The organism is Pseudomonas sp. 10S5, from assembly GCF_035019745.1.
In the GTDB taxonomy this organism is placed as follows: Bacteria; Pseudomonadota; Gammaproteobacteria; order Pseudomonadales; family Pseudomonadaceae; genus Aquipseudomonas.
Map to the genome: position 1 here is coordinate 1 of NZ_JASJVL010000018.1, position 21,994 is coordinate 21,994.

Sequence of the window (21,994 nt, forward strand, 5' to 3'; positions counted from 1 at the left end):
GCTTGAGTCCAGTGGCATACAGAACTCAGGCCGCGTAGCTTATTCAATCACTGTCCAACATTTGGGGCGCAGTTCAGGGGATCGTGCTTATCTGTAGGAGCCAACGTGTTGCCGAAGGGTCAGTTCAATCACCCACCGTCTCAGGCACCGCACGCACAACCGGCTTCACCACCACCGGCTTGGCATCAACCGCGCCGACATCCTTGGTAAAGGTCTTGTCGTTCTCGCCCTTGAAGAAGTTTTTACCGTAAATCAGCAGGCACAGCACTACGCCGATGGCGAAGGCCCAACTGGCGCCTTTGACTGCCAACACCGCGCCGATTACCCCGGCTATCCCGAGGTCACGCTGGCTGCGGGCTTCGAGGATGCCCAAACGCACGCTGACATAACCTTGAATCAACAAGGTCAGCGCCAGCGCCACGCCCAAAATGGGTTGCACCAGTGTCACCACCGGCAGCAACAACAGGCCGGTATTGGTCCCCCAACGAAACGAGCCGACGCCGCCGTAAATCGATTTCATCGCCTTTGGCCCACCTTTGAAACGCTCGATCACAACCACCAACATGGCCGCCCATTTCGGCCCGCACATCGCCACGTCTGGACCAAACACGCTCATCAACGCGTTACGCGCTCCGAATATCAGGTGCGCACGGTCGGGGTTGTAGTCCACGTTTTCATCGGTTCGAATCTGCTGCGCTTCGTCGAGCAGCACCTTGGCGCTGAGCACGTCGCCGAAAACGATGATGTACACCGCCAACATGGTCGGGAACGCGGTAATGAACATCGACAGCGGCGGCATACCCAAGCCAAAGATCGTGTAGTTATTCCACAGCCCCATAAAGTCAGGTTTGCTGAAGCCCCACTGAATGGTCGGCCATGGCGCTTCATGGAACAGCGGCGCAATGACCACCGCCAGCAAGATGATCGGCAAAATGCCGAGCTTGGCGAAATTCCACCAGAGTTTGTTGCGCAGTTTCAGGGCTTGGAAGTGCTGGGAGAAAATCAGGTAAAACGCGATACCGATGGTGATCGAGATAGTCCACGGCAGTACGTCGAACTTGCCGCCCACCTGAAACACAGCGCTGACAGCACTCAACCCGGCGCCCATGATAATCCCGGATTTGATCGCCGAGGGCACGTAAGCCACCACTTTCTTCGCCATACCTGTTGCGCCTAGGGCGATGGAAAACACCCCAAGCATCATCTGAAACGCAATCAAGGCGTGCACACGCTCAGGCCCCATCGGGAAGTGCGCGCAGTACGCCATCAATAACGGCACCGCTGGCGTGATCCAGCCGGGCACGGTCGGGTCACCCAATAGATGGTGAGTGAGGTACAGCAGCCCATTGAGCATGACCACGGCCAACGCCACTTCAAAAGGCATGCCCAGCAGTTCGGTCATCAACGGAATGGCCGCCAAGTCCACGGCGCACATCAACAAGCCCTGGAGGTAATCCGGCATCTCGAAGTTGTAGTGAATGAACGGCAAACGCACTTTGAACGGGCCCAGCGGGATGTACGGGCTTTCGAGACCCGGTTCGGAAAGGTTGGACATGAACGGCACCTGTCTTATTGGTTTTAGTTGCGGTGTACGGCAGACGCCCGAAGCCAAGGGCTCGGGCGTCATTCGGGCGATCACTCAGTAAGCGGCGCGGTAGATTTTTTCGATGTCGGCGGCGGTGAGTTTGCGAGGGTTATTGCGCATCAGCCGGTCGATCTTGCTCGCTTCTTCGGCCATGGCTGGAATGGCGTCTTCTGGCACATTGAAGGCGCGCATCCCAGATGGAATGTCCACGGCGATGCACAAATCGGTCATGGCCTGAACAGCTTGATCGGCGGCGTCTTTGTCGCTGAGGTGCGCCGTCCGCACGCCCATGGCTTCGGCGATATCGCGGAAGCGTTCGACGCAGGCCATCTTGTTCCAAGCCATGACGTACGGCAGCAACAAGGCATTGCTGACGCCGTGGGCAATGTTGAAACGCCCACCCAACGGGTAAGCCAGCGCATGCACCGCGCCGACACCGGCATTACCAAATGCCATGCCGGCCATCAGGCTGGCGGTGGCCATGTCTTCGCGGGCGGCCAGGTTGGTCGGGTTGGCGTAAGCCTTGGGCAGCGCCTTGGCGATCAGCTTGATCGCGCCAATGGCCAGCGCGTCGGTAATCGCCGAGCTGTTGACCGATAAATACGATTCGATAGCGTGGACCAACGCATCAACACCGCTGGCCGCGGTCACGCTACGCGGGCAGCTCAGGGTCATGATCGGGCTGACCAACGCGACGTCCGGCAGCAAGTAATCGCTGACGATGCCTTTTTTCAGCTGCGCTTGTTTGTCCGAGAAAATCGCCACGTTGGTCACCTCCGAACCAGTGCCCGCCGTGGTGGGAATCGCAATCAGCGGCGGGCCTTTGCGCTTGACTTGATCGACGCCGAACAGCTCGGTCAACGGCCCATCGTGGTTGGCAAAGGCTGCGACGCCTTTGGCAATATCAATAGCGCTGCCGCCGCCGAGGCCGATCAGGCCGTCATGGCCGCCTTCGCGGTAGGCGCGGGTGCAGTCTTCAACGATGGAGATTTCCGGCTCGGGTTTGACCTGATCGAAAATGCCGTAGCGGCGGTCGCCAAGGTGGGCGAGAGCCAAATCGACAGTACCCGATTTAACCAAGATGGCATCGGTAACGATCAGCGGGTTGTTGATATTCAAGCGGGTCAGCTCAGCGGCCAGTTGCTCAATAGCAGCGGGACCGGTGATCAGTTTGTTGGCGATTTTGAACGCAGAGATACTCATCGGCTCGTCCTTTATTAGTTGTTTTGCGCGAGGGCGTGCCGGATGAATTGCGAAAGCTGTGCCAAAACTCGCAAAGCCCCACGGGGCAAGGGTAAGCACGAAAATGAGACCGTCAAAGGGGGTGGCAGCGATTAGTTTTCTAATCGCCAAATGGGCTACTGATTCAAATCCTAATCAGACCGTTCCCAACGCTTCATCTTCTGCACCACGGTTGCCTGGCTGACGCCCAACGCTTTGGCGGCCAGCCGCGTGGTCTTGTGTACCTGCAGCGCGGCACGAATGGCGGCGCGTTCGGCATTTTCCAGCACCTTGCGCAATGGCAAGCGGCTGTCGTCAGCGTGCAGGGGATTGAGGTTGAGGATTTCTTCGGGCAAGTCCAGTGCTTCGATGATATCGGCATGACTGGTAACCACCAGGCGTTCGACGATATTGATCAGCTCCCGAATATTTCCCGGCCATGCGTAATCGCATAGCACATCGAGGGCTTCGAGGCTCAATTGCACCTGCCGCTGATAACGGGCGTTAAAACTGTCCAGGTAGTAATGCAACAGCGGTGCAACTTCTTCACTGCGCTCGCGCAATGCCGGAATCACGATAGGCACAACGTTGAGCCGGTAATACAGATCGGCCCGGAAGCGTCCATCTGCCACCAGTTGCTTCAAGTCGTGATGGGTGGCGCTGATGATGCGCACGTCTACTTCCTTGAGTTCCAGGCCGCCGACCGGGATGAAGCGATTTTCTTCGATTACCTTGAGCAGCTTGACCTGCACCGCGAGCGGTAAATCGCCAATCTCATCGAGAAACAAGGTGCCGTGGTGGGCTAATTCCAGCAAACCGCGCTTGCCCTTGGGACCAGCACCGGTAAAGGCGCCAGGAGCATAGCCAAACAGCTCGGCTTCAATCAGGTTTTCCGGTAGAGCCCCGCAGTTCAGGGCCAAAAACGGTTCTTGAGCTCGATCACTGGCGTTGTGGATAAAGTGCGCGACCAAGGTTTTACCGACACCGGTTTCCCCTTGCAGCAGCACCTTCACTGTACTGTTGGCGACTTGCCGCGCTAAAGCAAACACTCTGCCGGACACCTCTTGATCGGCCATCAGCGGCGAATGCAACAAATTGTCGCGTTGACCAGCGTGGAGTTTGGCGGTGCTGTTGCGCAGTTGCTTGAGCTGTTGCAGCTCGTCGCGCTCGTGCTTCATGCGCAGCAATTCGGTCATGTCTCGCACAGTGCTGACCACATAGCGAATGCTTTGGTCAGCGCCAAGAATCGGCGTGGCGCTGACCAGTAGTTTCTTGCCCTGATGCAGGCTTTGCATCACCGACATCGGCTTGCCTTCCTGCAACACGCGCAGTGAGGCCGACTGGGAAATCACCCCTTCCTTGACCAGCTCCTTCATCGGTCGACCAATCAAGTCCGCGCTGTTGAGACCTGTCAAACGCTCGTAGGCCTTATTGACCTTCAGCGTCTTGCCGTCGCCGTCCGTGATGTAGACACCATCGTGCAACGCATTGAGCAGCTCTTCGAAACTGGCATCGTTGACGTTCACCTGAGGCTCCATGGCGCGGACGGAAAGGTGAGGATGTTACCTCAACCTTTCGCCAACAACTTGGCTTCTACAGAGGCGAAGCGTTTATACAACGACGACTCAAACCTCCTGCGTCCTCATCTTCTCGCTGCGCCCACGCAACCATTCCAGCACCAGCAGCAACACCACCGAGAACGCAATCAACATGGTTGCGGCAGCGGCAATGGTTGGGCTGAGGTTTTCGCGAATGCCACTGAACATCTGTCGAGGCAAGGTAACTTGTTCAGGGCCGGCGAGAAACAAGGTCACCACCACTTCATCAAAAGAGGTTGCGAAGGCGAACAGTGCTCCGGAAATCACTCCCGGCGCGATCAACGGCAACGTCACGCGGCGGAATGCAGTCAGCGGCGAGGCACCCAAGCTTGCAGCGGCGCGAACCAGATTATGGTTAAACCCCTGCAAGGTCGCTGACACCGTGATTATTACGAACGGAACACCTAGCACGGCGTGGACAAGAATCAGCGAGATGTAGCTATTTCCCATTCCCAGCGGCGCGAAAAACAAATAACTGGCCACGCCAACGATGACCACCGGCACCACCATCGGCGAAATCACCAAGGCCATGACCAACGCCTTGCCGGGAAAGTCACCACGGGTCAAGCCAATGGCAGCCAAGGTACCGAAACCCATGGCCAGAACGGTGGCGGCAGGGGCGATGATCATGCTGTTTTTCAGCGAGCGCATCCATTCCGCCGAGGTAAAAAAGTCCTGATACCAATGCATGGAAAAACCTTGCAGTGGATAAACCAGAAAACTGCCGGAGTTAAACGACAACGGAATGATCACCAGTACCGGCAGTACCAAAAATAACAGCACCAGCCCGCAAAGAATGCGCAGGGCGTAAAACCAGACCCGCTCAATGGGCGACGTGTAAGGGCTCAGCATGTTGACTCTCCTCAGCTCAAGCGCATACGGCTGGCGCCGACTAGCCAGCTATAAATCAGATAAAGCACGACGGTCGCCGTCAGCAGCAAACCGCCCAGCGCCGTGGCCATGCCCCAGTTGATGCTGGTGTTGGTGTAGAAGGCGACGAAGTAGCTGACCATTTGATCGTTCGGGCTGCCAAGCAGCGCCGGGGTGATGTAGTAACCGATCGACAATATGAACACCAGCAGACACCCCGCGCCGATACCTGCGTAGGTCTGCGGGAAGTACACCCGCCAGAAACTGATCATCGGGTGGCAGCCCAAAGAGATGGCGGCGCGCATGTACGTCGGTGAGATACCTTTCATGACGCTGTAAATCGGCAAGATCATGAATGGCAGCATGATGTGCACCATCGATATGTAAACCCCGGCTCGGTTAAACACCAGCTCCAGCGGTTTATCAATAACGCCCATCGACATCAACGCGCTGTTAATCAATCCGCTTGATTGCAGCAACACGATCCAGGCCGCTACTCGCACCAAAATTGAGGTCCAGAACGGTAACAGCACCATGATCATCAGCAAGTTGCTCTGCCGTGAAGGCAGGTTCGCCAGCAAATACGCCAGTGGATAAGCCAACAGCAGGCAGATCACGGTGATGACCAAGCCCATCCAAAAGGTGCGGCCGAAGATATCCAGGTAGATCGCTTGATCGGGGGTCGCGGGCGCCACTTCACCGAGGTCATTGATGCGGTGGTCAACGGCGGCCAACAAATAATAGGGTGTGATGCTACTGACATTACGGCGGATCGCTTGCCAATAGGCCGGATCGCCCCAGCGCTCATCGAGTGCTTCGAGTGCTTCTTTATAAGAGGTCGGTTCTGTTGCGAACGGCAAAGCACGCGCGGTTTTCGTCAGCAAGCTGCGGTAACCGGCCAGTTCCATGTTCAGGCGTTTGGACAGATCGCCCAGCGTTTGATTCTTGCGAGCCAGCGCCAGATCAACGCTCAGCGCTTGATACACCGGTTCAGGCGGCAGGCTTTTTCCGTCCCATTTCGCCACGGCGGCAACCGTATGCGGCAACGTTCCGACGACTTCCGGATTGTCAACGCTCTTGAATAACAGCGCAACGATGGGCACCAGGAACACCAACAGCAAAAACAGCACCAGCGGCGCGATCAATGCTTGAGCCTTCCAGCGATTAACCCGTTCAGCACGAGCCAGACGCTGCTTCAGGGTGGGGCTGGCGCCTTCGGTGAGGGGCACTGCGATGGCCATAACGAACTCCGAAAATCTCTGAACAATGGATGCAGCCCTCCTCTCGAAGAAAGGAGGGACTGGATCTAACTCAACGTAAACTGCTTACTTGGCAGCCCACGCGGTGAAGCGCTGCTCCAGTTGCTCACCGTTGTCAGCCCAGAAGCCGACGTCGATCTGCACTTGGTTTTTGATGTTTTCCGGGGTCGTCGGCATGTCTTTCAAGACGCCTTTGTCCAATAACGGGACAGCTTTGGTGTTAGCTGGGCCGTAAGCAATGTTCTCGGAATAGGTTTTTTGCTGTTCTGGACTAACCGAGTAAGCGATGAACTTCTTCGCTTCGGCTGCATTTTTCGAGCCCTTCGGAATCGCCCACGCGTCGAAGTCGTAGACGCCGCCATTCCAGACCACTTTCAGGTTGCTTTCTTTCTGCACAGCGGCGATACGGCCGTTGTAGGCCGAGCTCATCACCACGTCACCGGACGCGAGGAACTGCGGCGGTTGAGCGCCAGCTTCCCACCATTGGATAAACGGCTTGAGTTCATCGAGCTTTTTGAAAGCGCGGTCTTGACCGTCTTTGCCGGCCAGCACTTTGTAGACGTCTTTCGGTGCAACACCGTCAGCCATCAACGCAAATTCCAAGGTGTACTTGGCGCCTTTACGCAGGCCACGTTTTCCTGGGAATTTTTTGACGTTCCAGAAATCCGCCCAACCTGTTGGTGCGCTGGCCAGCTTGTCGGCGTTGTAAGCCAACACGGTGGACCACACGAAGAAGCCTACGCCGCAGGTCTGGATAGCGCCCGGAACGTAGTCAGCTTTGGTGCCGGGAAGTGAAGCCGGATCGATTTCTTCGAACATGCCTTCGTCGCAACCGCGCGACAGCTCAGGCGACTCGACTTCTACCAGATCCCAAGAAACGCTCTTGGTGTCGACCATGGTTTTGATTTTGGCCATCTCGCCGTTGTATTCACCCGCAATAATCTTACCGTTGCCGGCCTTTTCCCACGGTGCATAGAAAGCTTTTACCTGGGCGTCCTTGTTGGCACCGCCGAAGGAAATAACGGTCAGATCCGTTGCCGCCATGGCATTGGCCGCGCACATCATGCCCAGCGTAATAGCGGTGAACTTCAAAGATTTAAGCATTTATTGTTCTCTCCACAGTGTGCAGTGTTGGTTATACGTGGGGCGATTGATTCGCCTCTGACAGTTACAGCGCTTCCAGCAAGGGATCGAGTGCGCGAACGTGCTCGACCTGCCATCCAATTGGCACAACATCGCCGACAGTCAGCCCCGGATCGAGTTCCGCGACTGGCTGCTTAACGAAGAAGTCGGTTTTTCCTGCAACTTCCAGACGCACACGGACGTGGTCGCCCAGATAAATAAATTCAGCAACGCGACCGGAGAACCGGTTTACGCAGTTTTCACTGTGGCCGTTCACGCGAACGCGCTCAGGGCGGACCGACAGCGTCACCTGATCACCGATTTCGCCGACATTGACCGCCAATGCTTCGACCTTTTCGCCGCGGGCCAAGGCCACGACGCAGCGATCACCGGAGCGGCTGATCAAGTGGCCGTTAAGCCGATTGTTTTCGCCGATGAAGTTAGCGACAAACGTGTTTTTCGGCTCTTCATATAGCGTGCGAGGCGGTGCGATTTGCTGAATTTCGCCCTGATGGAAGACTGCCACCCGGTCCGACATGGTCAGCGCTTCGCCTTGGTCGTGGGTCACGTAAACCACGGTGACGCCAAGGCGCTGGTGAAGGTGCTTGATTTCCATCTGCATGTGTTCACGCAACTGTTTATCCAGCGCCCCCAAAGGCTCGTCCATCAGCACCAACTGCGGTTCAAACACCAACGCACGGGCCAACGCTACACGCTGCTGTTGGCCACCAGAAAGCTGCGCCGGGTAACGATGGGCGAAAGCGTCGAGCTGGACCATGCTTAAGGCACGCTTGACCCGATCGCTAAGATCGGATTTGTTAAAGCCACGCACCGAAAGCGGGAACGCCAGGTTCTCCGAAACCGTCATGTGCGGAAACAACGCATAGTTTTGGAACACCATGCCGATGTCGCGCTTGTGGGGCGGAACGTTGTTGATCGCGCGCCCGGCCAGCTTGATTTCGCCGGCAGTGGGCGTTTCAAAGCCGGCCAACATCATCAGGCTGGTGGTTTTGCCGGACCCGGAAGGCCCAAGCAACGTGAGGAACTCGCCTTTGCGAATTTCCAGATTGAGGTCTTTGACGATCAGGTTTTCGCCGTCGTAGCTTTTCTGTACGCCACGGAAGCTGACCAGAACATCACTCAACCCAGCGCTTGAATCGACGTCGCTCATTACCCACACCTTTGTTTGTCTGCCGTGGATCAAGCCTAGATCAGGCAGCGGCTCAGGCAAATCGGCGGGCGAGAGAGATTGCTGTAGGGATTGCCCTACAGTGATGACGCAAATAGGTATGTAATTGGAAATAGATACTTCGTTTGGAACAACGCTATCGCGATCAAGCCAGACCCTGAGGGCAACAATTACATTGCAGGAGCCGACTGGCTTAGGATGACAGGTGCCAAACATGTCGCAGACGGACATGCTTCCATCACAACAACTTATGCTCCAGCGCGTATTTCACCAAATCAGCCAAAGACGTGATGTGCAGCTTCTGCATCAAGCGCGCTTTGTGGGTGCTAATGGTTTTACTGCTCAGGGCCAACTGCTGGGCGATGTCATTGACGTTGGCACCTTGGGCCAAGCGTTCGAACACCGAGAACTCGCGCTCGGACAATAACGAATGCAGGGGTCGGCTATCGGTCAAGCCCACCTCAAAGACCATACGGTCCGCAAGATCTGGATCAATGTATCGTCCACCGGCTGCGACCCGGCGTATGGCTGTCAGTAGCAACGCGGGGTCACTGTCTTTGGTCGCATAACCGGCAGCGCCGACTTTCAATGCGCGCGCCGCCATTTGCGCTTCATCGTGCATCGAGAGCACCAAAATCGCTGGCGGATTGTTCAGCGCACGAATCCGTGGGATCGCTTCGAGGCCATTGACGCCAGGCATTGAAATGTCTAGCAGCACCACTTCGCATTCGACATGACGCAACGTGTCCAACAACTGCTCGCCGTTGCTGGCCTCACCCACAACTACCAAGTCTTTCGCTAACCCGATCAGCTGTTTAAGCCCTTCGCGGACGATAGTATGGTCTTCAGCTACCAATACACGAATCACTGTTCTCACTCCTGCCCAATGGCGTTGGATAATTAAACGGCCAGCGGAATATAGGCGCGCAAGGTTGTGCCCTCGCCCGACTCACTGTCCAGCTGCAAAGTGCCGCCCAACATCAGTACCCGTTCGCGCATGCCTACAACGCCGAACGAGGTCGACCTACCCTGCTCAGGCACAAAACCTCGTCCATCATCGGCGACGGTCATACACAACACCCCGTTTTCCAGCGTCAGGCTTAGCTCCACCGTGTGCGCTTGAGCGTGTCGCATCACGTTCGTCAGAGCCTCCTGAAGGATACGAAATAAGCCAATGGCCTTAGCATCGCTGAGCGCCGGCAGGTTGTCCGGAACCTCAACTAAACACGGAATCTGGGTTCGGGCTTCGAATCGCCGCGCTTGCCACTCGATGGCGGAAGCGATGCCTGCATCTAGAATCGGCGGACGCAGTGCAGTGGCAACGTCGCGCACCAATTGGAACAGCTGGGAAATGAGGCGCTTCATACTGTTTAGCCGGTCACGCAGGCCAGGATCAAGATCGGCGTAGGCCAATTCGCACATAGAGGTTTCCAGTTTAAGCACGGTCAGCATTTGCCCGAGTTCGTCATGCACTTCGCGGGCGATCCGCGCTTTCTCTTCTTCACGCACGCTTTCCAAGTGCGCCGACAATTCTCGCAATTGCTCGCGAGAGCTGGCCAATTGCAGCTCGATGCGCTTGCTCGCAGTAATGTCCCAAACAATGCCGTCCCAGACCATTCGATCATCGTCCAAGCGGCGAGCAATGGCCTTGATTTCCGCCCAACGCTCTTCGCCTTCCCGGGTCAGAATCCGTCCCTGCCACGCCCAATCGCTGTCGCTTCCCAAAGATCGATCCTGCACCAAGTGGTAACCAATCCGGTCATCGGGGTGTACCAGGTTACGCAACCCCATGCTCGGGTGGCGCAATGCAGCGGGCGCGTAACCCACCAACGTTTCACTGCCCTCGCTGATGTAGGCAAACTCCGGCTCACCACCGGATTGCGCACGCTCCAAACGAAATACCAGCCCCGGCACGTTAGCCGCGATGCCCTGCAATCGCGCTTCGCTTTCCTGAAGCGCCGCCACGGCACGTCTTCGATCAGTGACATCGGTGAGGAATACGACTAGGTATTCCGCATCCCTGAACCGCATAAAGCTGAGGGAGACATCAACCGGTAAAAAGCTGCCGTCGGCGCAAATACAGTTGGTTTCGAAGCTCTGCGGGCTTTCTTCGGTGGAACGGGCACGCTTCCAAAGGTTCAGCCAGCGGTCCATGTGCAGACCCGGCTCGAAATCAATCAGTGGCCGATCAACAACGCCGCCCTCGGCATACCCCAACATCGCTTCGGCGGCGTGATTGGCATAACGCACATGGCTGTCCCAATTGACCCAAAGAATGCCAACGGTGCTTTGGTCGATGGAAAACTGCGTCAAGCGCAGGGCTTTTTCGCTGGCTTGACGCCGTGCGATGTCTTCACGGGCAGCGTCAAGACTTTGCTCTAGAGCGTGTTGCTGACGACGCTGCCAGACCACAATCGCAAAGCATGCTAGGAACATGACAGTAACCAGCAACGTCAGGTTTTGCCAAAACCCGGGAGACTCGCTCAGCCGTGGGTATTTAGGCTGCAACCAGCGCGAGTGAAGTTGTTCAAGGTCGCGCGCGGGAATCGCATGCAGGGCGGCGGTAATAATGCCCGCCAACTCAGGCCAATCTTTGCGCGACGCCACCCGCAACAACTGTGGCAAACCGATGTCGCCCACTACCGCGAGCCCGATAAAATCCGGTTCGACGGACAACCGGCTGAGCTGCGCTTCATCGACTACGGCGTATTTAGCTTGCTGGCTCAGCAGTAGTTGCAACGCTTGACGCTCCAGCGGAACGCCTTGCAAGTTCAGATGGGTGTAGGTGCTGCGCAGATAATCCGCTACCGGGCTGGGCATCCGGACTGCGACGCGGTCATGACCGTCAAGTTTTTCAAGGTCCACCCCACCACCACTGCTGCGCTCACCCACGATTAGATTCGGGACGCGCATATATGGGTCGGAAAACAGCCAAAGCCGCAAGCTAGCGGGCGTTTGGGTCAAGCCAGGAGCGAGATCGATAGCACCTTGCTCTAAAGCAGTATCCAGCGCTGCTTGATCGGGATAGTTACGCCAGAGCAATTCAACTTGAAGGGTTTTCTCCAGCTCTTTCATTAGGTCGACGTTTGCACCCGACAATAGCTGCAATCGCTTGTCCAGTTGGGCGTAGGGCGCTTGCAACACCAATCCGATGCGCAACTGACCCCGCTGATTGAGCCAGGCACGCTGCTCCTGGCTCAACGCTGAAGCGGCCGCAACCGGCTGAGATGCGGCATGAGCCAAAAAAGGCAGCCCCGCCATAAGTAAAATCATTACAAAAAAAAGGCGCTGGCCGACGACCCGTATGCGCATCAATCGAATCATAAACGTGTCATTCCGTTGCTCCGTGAATTGCCGCTACTGCTGCGGTACGACCCAAACGCCTGACAAACACTGAACAACCCATTAGGCTGCAATAACGTTTCTGGCCATGGAATATCGGATGTCCTACACCTTTCGCGCATCGCTTCCCACATTGTGCCTGTCGCTGATTCTACCGTGTGCTCTGCCCGTGATGGCGGCTACTCAGGCGCCCACTAAAGATTCAGCCACTCAAGCCGCACCGCCTGAACGTCAACGGTTGCTTGAGCGCAGTCAGGAGGATGCTGCGGCCCTACGACGCCAACTGCCGTCTGAAGAAGTGCAGCAGCTGCAAGCGGGTGATGAAACGTTTGTCGCGTTGTGGAAACCGGCGAACATCGACCAACCCAAAGGCGTGGTCATTATCGTCCCAGGCGCGGACGAGTCGGCAGATTGGCCTCAAGTTGTCGGTCCATTGCGACGCAGGTTCCCTGATGAAGGCTGGGGTAGCTTAAGTCTCTCACTGCCGGATACACCAAATACCGGCAGTTTGCCGCGTATTGAGGACGTAGTGGCCGCAGCGCCGGCTAAAGACGCTAAAGTTGCCACCGCTCCAAAAAGCACAGAACCCGACAACACCGCCGAAGCTGACGCTGCGGCCAGCGTAGCCCGCGCGGCGGCGGCGGATGAACAGGCTAAAGCCGAAGCAGAGCGTATCTTCGCCCGAATCGAAAGTGGCATTGCTTATGCGAAACAGCAAAAGGCGCGCGGCATCGTATTGCTTGGGCACGGTAGCGGGGCCTATTGGGCCGCCCGATTCGTCAATGAGCGACCTTTGCCGTTGGTACAAAAACTGATATTGGTCAGCGCGCAAGAACCTCTGAACGCCAAGCCCACCTTGGACAAGTTTGCGACGACGCTCAAAGTCAAAACTGCGGATTTCGTTTACCAGGATTTGACGCAAAACCGCAATACAGCGCAGCAACGTCTAAAGGCCAGTAAACGCACGAAAAACCCTGGTTATACGCAAGTGACCTTGACCACACTGCCCGGAGACAGCCCCGCGCAGCAGGAACAGCTATTACGCCGCGTTCGAGGATGGCTGGAGCCCAAATAGACCGGACCATCCTATTGGCGAATGAATTGCTCTCACAGATCAAGCAATTTATCGGCGCGAGCCAATTCATTCGCAAAGTTGGCTTGTATCGCGTTAGCGGAAATTCCGTTGTTCACGAATCAAGGTGTAGGCCTGATGCAGCTCTTGGGTTCTGTCGGTCGCCTCTCGCACCTGCAAGACACTGGCCCCATTCCCTGCGACTTTGTCGGGATGATGGCGACTGAGTAGACGTCGGTAGGCGCGTTTGATCTGTGTCGGCTCAGCGTCCGCCTGCACACCCAACAAGCGCAACGCATCTTGATAAACATCAACGCTGACACCGAGCGGCCTTTTCTGCGGGTCATATTCACTGGCCAGTGTCTGAACCTTTATAGTCGTCCAGCCGAGCCACTTGCCCCATAGCAGGATCAACTCGCGCTCCTCCAGTGAAACTTTGCCGTCAGCCCAGGCCATGCGCCAACACGCTCGCAATAATCCTTCGGCCGCATGCGGCTGGGTTTTCATACGACGCAAATAGCCGCGTAGCCGTTCACGTCCTTTTTTGCCTCGATTGAACGCCAAGATCGCCCGCCGTTGAGCTGGCTCACTCAAGTCCATTCGACGCATTTCCTCGCGCGCCTGCTGAATGTGACCATCCACAACCCGGCCATTGTTCTTCGCCAGACGACCCAACAGGATGAACAGCAACTCGTCGTCACGGGGTACAGAACGGCCCCCCAATCGCTGACGCATATGGGCCCAGCTGTGCAGCGCCATACGCCGGTCCAAGGCTTGACCGAGCAGTGCACCCAGTAGCGCCCCCGGAATACTGGCGATAGCAAACCCGACTCCGGCGCCGATCACGGTAGTAGGCCACAGCATCTAGCAACTCACCGCAATCAATCGCTCAACTTCAGCAATCCGTTCATGTGTACCGACATCCACCCAGCGTCCGACGAAATGCTCACCTGAAACCAAATCGTGCGCCATGGCCGAGCGTAACAACGGCGCTAGCTTGAAAGCTCCCGCCTCGCAGCCGTCGAACAGCTGCGGATGCACAATGGCCATGCCACTGTAGGTCAACCGCGGAACCGTCTGACTGGGTTCAACCCGACCTTCCACCAGCGCGAAGTCACCTGCCAGGTGATGCGCAGGATTATCCACGAGCACTAAGTGCGCCAAACCGGCGATAGGCCGATGTAAGTTGGTGAAATCGTAGTCGGTCCAGATGTCTCCGTTGACGACCAGAAACGGTCTATCGCCCAGTAAGGGCAGAGCGCGAAAAATTCCGCCACCGGTTTCCAACGGCTCGCTCTCTGGCGAGTAACGAATGCTTAGGCCAAACCGTTCCCCGTCGCCGAGGCAGTCCTCGATCTGTTGACCAAGCCATGCGTGGTTAATCACTACCTCGGTAAAGCCGGCCGCGTACAAGGCCCGCAGGTGATATTCAATCAATGGCGCGTTCCCCACACGCACCAACGGCTTAGGTGTGTGCAAGGTCAAAGGACGTAAGCGTTCACCCTTGCCTGCGGCGAGAATCATCGCCTTCATGCGTTAACTACCTTCATTTTCATAAAACCGCTCCAACGGGTTGACGCAGACTTGCCAACAGTTCGCCCAGCTCAGCCAATTCCGGTCGTCGTGCCAATACAACTTCTATATAAGCAAAAAAACGGGGCACATCGGCCATGTAGCGGGGTTTACCGTCACGATGGCAAATACGCGCAAAAATGCCGATCACTTTCAAATGCCGCTGCACGCCCATCAGATCGCTGGCCCGCAGAAAATCTTCAAAGGTCTCTTGCACCGGAATACCCAAACTCAAAGCCGCCCGCCAATACGTCAGCAGCCAACCCTGGACCCGTTCTTCAGGCCAACTCAGAAACGCATCCTTGAACAGACACGTCACGTCATAAGTCACAGGCCCGTAGACCGCATCCTGAAAATCCAGCACCCCAGGATTGGGCTCACTGACCATCAAATTGCGCGGCATGTAGTCACGGTGTACCAATACCTTCGGCTGCGCCAATGCACTGTCGATCAGACGATCACTGGCTCGCTCCCAAAGCGCCAACTGTGCCGAGTCCATCTCGATACCCAAATGGCGCTTTACGTACCATTCAGGAAACAGTTCAAGCTCGCGACGCAGCAACGCAACGTCATAGCTGGGCAGCGGCGCATCCATAGGCAACTGTTGATAGGCCAACAACGTATCGAACGCATCGGCAAACAATGCGTCTGCATTTTGGGCATCGATCACATCGAGATAGGTCTTGTGACCCAGGTCGTTGAGCAAAAGAAAGCCACGAGTAAGGTCTTCGGCATATATTTTCGGAACATTAATTCCTGATTTACTTAATAAATTAGCGATATCCACGAACGGTTTACAGTTTTCTTGGGGTGGAGGTGCGTCCATGACAATAAAAGTTTGACCGGCACCCTCCCAACGGAAATACCGTCGAAAACTGGCATCGCTACTGGCCGCAGTCAACGTGGCCGGGGGTACGGCGCCCCAATCTTGCGCCGTGAACAACGCTGACAACTGCTTATCGAGCCAAACTTTCAGGTGTTGCAGGCGTACATCTTGATCTGGCATTACAAGGGTCTCCGACGGCGCTAGCCGTCAAGCGGGTCATGCTTTATTATCCGTCATCTTTTTCAGCCCATCGAGAGGCGTGCGGCCCCCCCGCGGGCCGATGGCGCGCAGGAAGCCCGGATTAATAAGATGGCATTGAAATCCCACGCATTTCGTAAAAAATTTCCGTTGCTCGTAACCGGCAGTTTGCTGGCGATGCAACCTTTGGCCACTCCATTCGCAGTAGCCGCAGAACAGTATGACTGTTCAGTCTCTGCTGCGGGTGCTTGGGATTGCGCGCCGAAAGTGAACGCAGTTCAGCTGCCACCGCGCCCCGTGCACAGCGTGGACGGTATCAGTACGAACGGCCAAAGCACTCCGGACGCTGGCTCAACGGCCGGCGAAAAAGTGCCCATCACGCTCGTCACCCAAGCGAAAGGCTATGGTCTGAAGTCGCGCAGTGCTGACTACAGCCACCTCGATTGGGTTCCTCGAGATAAGCTCACTCCCGCGCAATTGGCCGAAACTGGCCCCTATTGCTCTGGAGCGTATGTAGAGCCTATCCGTCCGGGCATGAACGACAACACGAAGATGAGCGACGCACCGATGTTTGTCGGTGCCAAAGCATCTCGTTATGAGCAAGAAGCTCAGGTCGCGACGCTGGCCGGTGACGTTGTATTGCGTCAAGGCAGCATGCAGGTCCAGTCCCAGGAGGCCAGCCTGTATCAGGCTGAAAACCGTGGCGAACTGAACGGCGATGTCCGCTTGCGTCAAAATGGGGCCTTGATCGTCGGTGACCACGCGCAGATCCAGCTCGACACCGGTGAAGCCCAAGTCGACAACGCTGAATACGTGATGCACAAGTCCAACGTGCGCGGCAGCGCTCTCTACGCCAAGCGTGCCGAGAACGCGATCATCCGCCTCAAGGACGGTACGTACACCACTTGCGAACCCAACAGTAACGCTTGGGAAATCAAGGGCAATAACATTACTCTGAACCCCGCAACCGGTTTCGGTACAGCGACTAACGCCACACTGCGAGTCCACGACATACCGGTGTTCTACACCCCGTATCTCTATTTTCCGATCGACAGCCGTCGCCAGTCAGGTTTCCTGCCCCCGAGCGTTTCAAGCGGCGGCAATTCCGGTGCAACACTGGTCACGCCGTACTACTTCAACCTGGCACCAAATTACGATGCCACGTTGTATCCTCGCTTCATGACCAAGCGTGGCACCATGCTGGAAGGCGAGTTCCGCTACCTGACCAAGTCGAGCGAAGGCACTATAGGTGGCGCGTTCCTCAATGATAAGGACAACGATCGTAAGCTGCAGACTGACGCCAAAGACACCCGTTGGATGGTCAACGTACAGGAGAAAAGCGGGCTGAATTCACGCTTGACGACGGACGTTGATTACACGGACATAAGCGATCCGTACTACTTTCAGGATCTTCAAAGCGACGTAATCGGTGTCGAGAAGCGCGACTATATCAACCAGCAAGGTGCTGTGAACTGGCGGGGCGACACCTACACCGCTCGCCTGAATCTGCAGGGTTACAAACTGGCCAGCGTCTCCGACATCACCCCATATAACCGTCTGCCGCAGATCACCTTTAACGGTGCGCTGCCATACCACCCCGGCGGATTGGATTTCGCGTATGAAACTGAAGCAGTGCGGTTTCAACGTGATTTGCAGTCGGGTAACTATTTCGACAAAGATGGTGTTGGTACCTCTCGGCTTGATAACAACGTCACCGGTCTCGCCCGATCAGACGGCGATCGCCTGAATCTTGCGCCGTCCATGAGCCTTCCAATGAGTTGGACCTACGGCTTTGTTACACCGAAGCTCAAGTACGTGTACACCAAATATGATCTGAGTTTAAGCGGGCTAGGACAGCAGCAGATCGTTGACGCCCAAACTGCCGCTGCGGCAGCGAACACCAAATACCTGAATGGCGAATTCAATAGCTCTATTGACCGCAGCATTCCGGTGTTCAGCGTCGACAGCGGTCTGTACTTCGACAGAAACACTCAATGGTTTGGCAAAAACTATCGTCAAACATTGGAACCGCGTCTGTACTACCTGAACGTTCCGTATAAAGACCAGAGTGACATCCCGATTTTCGACTCGGGTGAAACCACGTTCAACTACGGGTCACTGTTCCGCGACAATCGTTTTGTTGGCTCCGACCGTATTGGTGATGAAAACAAACTATCGCTGGGTATTACCAACCGCTGGATTGAAGATAACGGCTTTGAACGCCAGACCTTCAGTATCGGTGAAGCGGTGTACTTCAAGGATCGTAAAGTACAACTGCCAGGTATTGATTACGCCACTCGCGCAGATTCAACAGCCGGTCGCTCGCCGTATGCACTTGAATACGCTTACCGCTTTAACAGGGACTGGCGCGCGACGTCCGACTTCAACTGGGATCCGGACAGCAAGAAAACTCGTTCGGGCAGTGCGATGATGCACTACCAACCTGAAGACAACCCAAACAAGGTTGTTAACATTGGCTATCGCTATCGCAACGACCAGATTCGCTATGACCAGAACACCGGTACGTGGAAAGTGGGCGGTGGCGATCTTGGCACGCCAGGGCAACCGGGCTATATCAAGGATTACTACAAAATCCAGCAGCATGATTTTTCGGTCATCTGGCCGGTTGCTCCTCAATGGAACGTCATTAGCCGCTGGCAGTACGATTACAACCGCAACCGCACCCTCGAAGCCTTTGGTGGTTTTGAATATGACAACTGTTGCTGGAAGCTACGTCTGATTGATCGTTACTGGATTAACTATGACGAATTCAGCCAGGACATTACTCAGAACGAAAAAGGCGACCATGGCATCTTCTTACAAGTCGTACTGAAGGGACTTGGCGGTGTTCTCGGCCAAAAAGTTGAAAGTTTCCTCGACAAAGGCATCCAAGGTTATCGTGAACGTGAAGACCAAGCTTTCTAACTGTCTGCGCCCACTGATGTTGGGCGCGTTACTCCTGGGCACCGCAGCAAATGCTGAAGTGCAGTCCCTCGACAAGGTTGTGGCCATCGTCGACAACGACGTGATCATGCAAAGTCAACTGGATAAACGAGTCCACGAAGTTCAGCAGACCATCGCCAAACGCGGTGGCGGCGTGCCTCCAGCGAGTGTGCTGGATCAGCAAGTGATGGAGCGTTTGATCGTTGAGAACCTGCAACTGCAAATCGGTGATCGCTCCGGTATACGAATCACCGACGAAGAGCTGAACCAAGCGGTTGGCACTATCGCCCAACGTAACAATATGTCGATAGATCAGTTTCGTGCTGCGCTGACTCATGACGGCTTGTCTTATGAAGACGCTCGTGACCAGATTCGCCGGGAAATGATCATCAGCCGCGTCCGTCAACGTCGAGTGGCAGAGCGCATTCAAGTGTCGGAGCAAGAAGTGAAAAACTTCTTGGCATCCGACATGGGCAAGATGCAAATGTCCGAGGAGTATCACCTCGCCAACATTCTGATCGCGACCCCGGACAGTGCTTCCTCGGACGCCATCCAGGCCGCGAGCCATCAAGCTCAGGATATTTACCAGCAGCTTAAGAAGGGCGCTGACTTCAGCCAGTTGGCCATCGCTAAATCCAAAAGCGACAATGCGCTCGACGGCGGTGATATGGGCTGGCGCAAAGGCGCGCAGTTGCCACCTCCCTTTGACACGTTGCTCAGCAACATGACAGTTGGTGACATCACCCAACCCACGCGCACTCCCGGCGGTTTTATTATTTTGAAACTGATGGAAAAGCGCGGCGGCCAGGGCCAAGCACAGATGAAAGACGAAGTTCACGTTCGCCACATCCTGATCAAACCGAGTGAAATTCGTAGCGAAGACGAAACTCATCGCCTGGCTGAGCGCTTGTATGAGCGCATCAAAAATGGCGAAGATTTCAGTGAGTTGGCAAAAAGTTTCTCCGAAGACCCTGGCTCGGCGCTCAACGGCGGCGATCTGAATTGGGTTGATCCGAACCAACTGGTGCCGGAATTCCGCGCTGTCATGGCCGACAGCCCAGTAGGTGTGTTGTCCAAACCGTTCAAGACTGCTTACGGTTGGCACATCCTGGAAGTCCTTGGCCGTCGCGCTACCGACAGCAGTACCGAAGCGCGTGAAGAACAAGCCAAAACTGCGTTACGTAATCGTAAATACGATGAAGAGCTGCAAACCTGGCTACGCCAGATTCGTGATGAAGCTTACGTTGAAATCAAGCTTCCTCCTGCCGATCAGCCAGACCAGGCTGACCAGGCAACAAAGTGAAAGCAAAACGTTTTGCTCTAACACCCGGCGAGCCGGCAGGCATAGGTCCAGACCTATGCCTGTTGCTCGCGTCACACCCTCAGCCGCACCCCCTGATTGCCATTACCAGCCACGATCTGCTTATCGAGCGGGCCGTGCAACTGGGCGTGGCTGTCAATTTAATCAGGGTAACGCCTGACGCTTGGCCAGACCTACCCGCCCCGGCAGGCAGCCTGTATGTATGGGATACGCCGCTGAATATAAGCGTCGTTGCCGGGGAGCTGAATAAAGCCAACGCAGCGTTCGTGCTGCAAACCCTGGCCCGTGCAGGACAAGGCTGTATCGACGGCGACTTTGCGGGAATGATCACCGCCCCTGTGCACAAGGGTGTGATCAACGACTCCGGCATTCCTTTTTCAGGCCATACCGAATTCCTGGCCGACCTGACGCACACCGAACAGGTTGTGATGATGCTCGCTACCGGGGACTTGCGGGTTGCGCTGGTCACGACTCACTTGCCATTGCGTGCTGTTGCTGACGCGATCACTTCTGAGCGCCTCGAGCGGGTCACGCGAATACTGCACGCCGACTTAGTCCATAAATTCGGCATCGCCCAACCACGTATTCTGGTCTGCGGGCTTAACCCTCATGCCGGAGAAGGTGGCCATTTGGGCCGCGAAGAAATCGACATTATTGAACCTACTCTGGAGCGCCTGCGCAGCGAGGGCCTTGATTTACGGGGCCCGCTGCCTGCCGACACTCTGTTTACCCCCAAATATCTGGAGCACTGCGATGCAGTGCTGGCGATGTACCATGACCAGGGTTTGCCTGTACTGAAGTACAAAGGTTTCGGCGCCGCCGTCAACGTGACCCTCGGCCTGCCGATCATCCGCACGTCGGTGGATCATGGCACCGCGCTGGATCTAGCTGGCAGTGGCAAGGTCGATACCGGCAGTTTGAAGGTTGCCCTGGAAACCGCCTATCAGATGGCCGAGACCCGTCAATGACCGAGTTATTTCAACACAAGGCGCGTAAGCGTTTTGGACAAAACTTCCTGCACGACGCTGGCGTAATCGACAAAATCCTGCGGGCTATTCGTGCAAAACCGGAAGACCGTTTACTGGAAATCGGGCCGGGCCAAGGCGCCCTGACCGAAGGCCTGCTGAGCAGCGATGCGCAACTGGACGTGGTTGAGTTGGACAAGGATTTGATCCCAATTCTGATTCACCAATTCGGGAGTAAGCCCAACTTTCGTTTGCATCAAGGTGATGCATTGAAGTTCGACTTCACCAGCCTGAATGCTGCACCGAGTAGCTTGCGCGTAGTGGGAAACCTCCCATACAACATCTCGACACCGCTCATCTTCTTGCTGTTGCAAAACGCGGGCTTGATTCGCGACATGCACTTCATGCTGCAAAAAGAAGTGGTTCAACGCATGGCTGCAGGCCCAGGCGGTGGTGACTACGGCCGCCTGTCGATCATGGTCCAGTACCATTGCCGCGTTGAACACTTGTTCAACGTTGGCCCCGGTGCGTTCAACCCGCCGCCGAAAGTTGACTCAGCGATTGTCCGTCTGGTACCACATGAAATCTTGCCACACCCGGCAAAGGATCACCGTGCGCTTGAGCGTGTTGTCCGCGAAGCCTTTAACCAGCGTCGGAAAACCTTGCGCAATACCCTAAAAGCTCTGCTGACCAACGACGAGATCATTGCTGCTGGCGTCGATGGCAGTCTGCGACCTGAACAACTGGATCTCGCCGCCTTCGTCCGACTCGCGGATAAACTCAGTGATCAACCTATCACCGAGTAGAGCCCAAGGCCTTCATCGAGGCCAACGGCCGGCACATTGCTAACAAGGATTGGTTTTTATCTCGGCTTTTTTTATGTTGAGAATGCCCTAAACTGAATTTCACCG

The 21,994-nt window shown here is 55.9% G+C and carries 16 protein-coding genes and 2 pseudogenes; 6 read left to right on the forward strand and 12 right to left on the reverse strand.

Annotation, left to right across the window (positions count from 1 at the left end):
* Positions 1–124: 124 nt before the first annotated feature.
* The 9 genes from QN378_RS18345 to QN378_RS18385 form a co-directional block, all read right to left on the reverse strand.
* Positions 125–1,555 (reverse strand): hypothetical protein, encoded by a 1,431-nt coding sequence (locus tag QN378_RS18345; RefSeq protein ID WP_322166369.1) that lies wholly within the window; start codon positions 1,553–1,555, stop codon positions 125–127.
* Positions 1,556–1,639: 84 nt separating this feature from the next.
* On the reverse strand, positions 1,640–2,788 hold the full coding sequence (locus tag QN378_RS18350; RefSeq protein ID WP_322166370.1) for an iron-containing alcohol dehydrogenase: 1,149 nt from the start codon (positions 2,786–2,788) through the stop codon (positions 1,640–1,642).
* A gap of 170 nt (positions 2,789–2,958) precedes the next feature.
* On the reverse strand, positions 2,959–4,332 hold the full coding sequence (locus QN378_RS18355) for a sigma-54 interaction domain-containing protein (protein ID WP_323550772.1): 1,374 nt from the start codon (positions 4,330–4,332) through the stop codon (positions 2,959–2,961).
* Between the two features lie 99 nt (positions 4,333–4,431).
* Positions 4,432–5,256: an ABC transporter permease gene (locus QN378_RS18360; RefSeq protein ID WP_322205633.1), complete on the reverse strand. Its 825-nt coding sequence runs from the start codon at positions 5,254–5,256 to the stop codon at positions 4,432–4,434.
* Between the two features lie 11 nt (positions 5,257–5,267).
* Complete coding sequence (locus tag QN378_RS18365; RefSeq protein WP_322205634.1) at positions 5,268–6,515, reverse strand: ABC transporter permease; 1,248 nt, start codon at positions 6,513–6,515, stop codon at positions 5,268–5,270.
* 84 nt (positions 6,516–6,599) lie between these two features.
* On the reverse strand, positions 6,600–7,637 hold the full coding sequence (locus tag QN378_RS18370; RefSeq protein WP_322205635.1) for an ABC transporter substrate-binding protein: 1,038 nt from the start codon (positions 7,635–7,637) through the stop codon (positions 6,600–6,602).
* Positions 7,638–7,701: 64 nt separating this feature from the next.
* Positions 7,702–8,826, reverse strand: a complete 1,125-nt coding sequence (locus QN378_RS18375) for an ABC transporter ATP-binding protein (RefSeq protein ID WP_322205636.1) — start codon at positions 8,824–8,826, stop codon at positions 7,702–7,704.
* 256 nt (positions 8,827–9,082) lie between these two features.
* Positions 9,083–9,712 (reverse strand): response regulator transcription factor, encoded by a 630-nt coding sequence (locus QN378_RS18380; RefSeq protein WP_322205637.1) that lies wholly within the window; start codon positions 9,710–9,712, stop codon positions 9,083–9,085.
* A gap of 32 nt (positions 9,713–9,744) precedes the next feature.
* Complete coding sequence (locus tag QN378_RS18385; protein ID WP_416350631.1) at positions 9,745–12,105, reverse strand: PAS domain S-box protein; 2,361 nt, start codon at positions 12,103–12,105, stop codon at positions 9,745–9,747.
* A 181-nt stretch (positions 12,106–12,286) separates the two neighbouring features.
* On the opposite strand from QN378_RS18385, the gene QN378_RS18390 reads away from it, so the two are divergent.
* Positions 12,287–13,261 carry an alpha/beta hydrolase family protein gene (locus QN378_RS18390; protein ID WP_323550770.1) on the forward strand — a complete coding sequence of 325 codons (975 nt, stop codon included), beginning with the start codon at positions 12,287–12,289 and terminating at the stop codon, positions 13,259–13,261.
* A gap of 93 nt (positions 13,262–13,354) precedes the next feature.
* Here QN378_RS18390 and QN378_RS18395 read toward each other — a convergent pair whose 3' ends face one another.
* From QN378_RS18395 to QN378_RS18405, 3 genes are read right to left on the reverse strand one after another with little or no spacing between them, the layout of a single operon-like run.
* A complete protein-coding gene (locus tag QN378_RS18395) occupies positions 13,355–14,122 on the reverse strand; it encodes a DnaJ domain-containing protein (protein WP_322205640.1) in 768 nt (255 codons plus the stop codon).
* Positions 14,123–14,791: an N-acetylmuramate alpha-1-phosphate uridylyltransferase MurU gene (gene murU, locus QN378_RS18400; RefSeq protein WP_322205641.1), complete on the reverse strand. Its 669-nt coding sequence runs from the start codon at positions 14,789–14,791 to the stop codon at positions 14,123–14,125.
* A gap of 19 nt (positions 14,792–14,810) precedes the next feature.
* Positions 14,811–15,836, reverse strand: a complete 1,026-nt coding sequence (locus QN378_RS18405) for an aminoglycoside phosphotransferase family protein (protein ID WP_322205642.1) — start codon at positions 15,834–15,836, stop codon at positions 14,811–14,813.
* Between the two features lie 129 nt (positions 15,837–15,965).
* On the opposite strand from QN378_RS18405, the pseudogene QN378_RS23665 reads away from it, so the two are divergent.
* The 5 genes and pseudogenes from QN378_RS23665 to rsmA form a co-directional block, all read left to right on the forward strand.
* Positions 15,966–16,161, forward strand: a pseudogene (locus QN378_RS23665) (hypothetical protein); the annotation flags it as partial.
* Positions 16,162–16,235: 74 nt separating this feature from the next.
* A pseudogene (locus QN378_RS18410) lies at positions 16,236–18,779 on the forward strand (LPS-assembly protein LptD); the annotation flags it as partial.
* Positions 18,754–20,100 carry a peptidylprolyl isomerase gene (locus QN378_RS18415; protein WP_322205644.1) on the forward strand — a complete coding sequence of 449 codons (1,347 nt, stop codon included), beginning with the start codon at positions 18,754–18,756 and terminating at the stop codon, positions 20,098–20,100. The pseudogene QN378_RS18410 and the gene QN378_RS18415, both read left to right, overlap by 26 nt.
* Complete coding sequence (gene pdxA, locus QN378_RS18420) at positions 20,097–21,086, forward strand: 4-hydroxythreonine-4-phosphate dehydrogenase PdxA (RefSeq protein WP_322205645.1); 990 nt, start codon at positions 20,097–20,099, stop codon at positions 21,084–21,086. The genes QN378_RS18415 and pdxA overlap by 4 nt, the downstream gene beginning before the upstream one ends.
* Positions 21,083–21,889 carry a 16S rRNA (adenine(1518)-N(6)/adenine(1519)-N(6))-dimethyltransferase RsmA gene (gene rsmA / locus QN378_RS18425; RefSeq protein ID WP_322205646.1) on the forward strand — a complete coding sequence of 269 codons (807 nt, stop codon included), beginning with the start codon at positions 21,083–21,085 and terminating at the stop codon, positions 21,887–21,889. Before pdxA ends, rsmA begins: the two co-directional genes overlap by 4 nt.
* Positions 21,890–21,994: the final 105 nt, after the last annotated feature.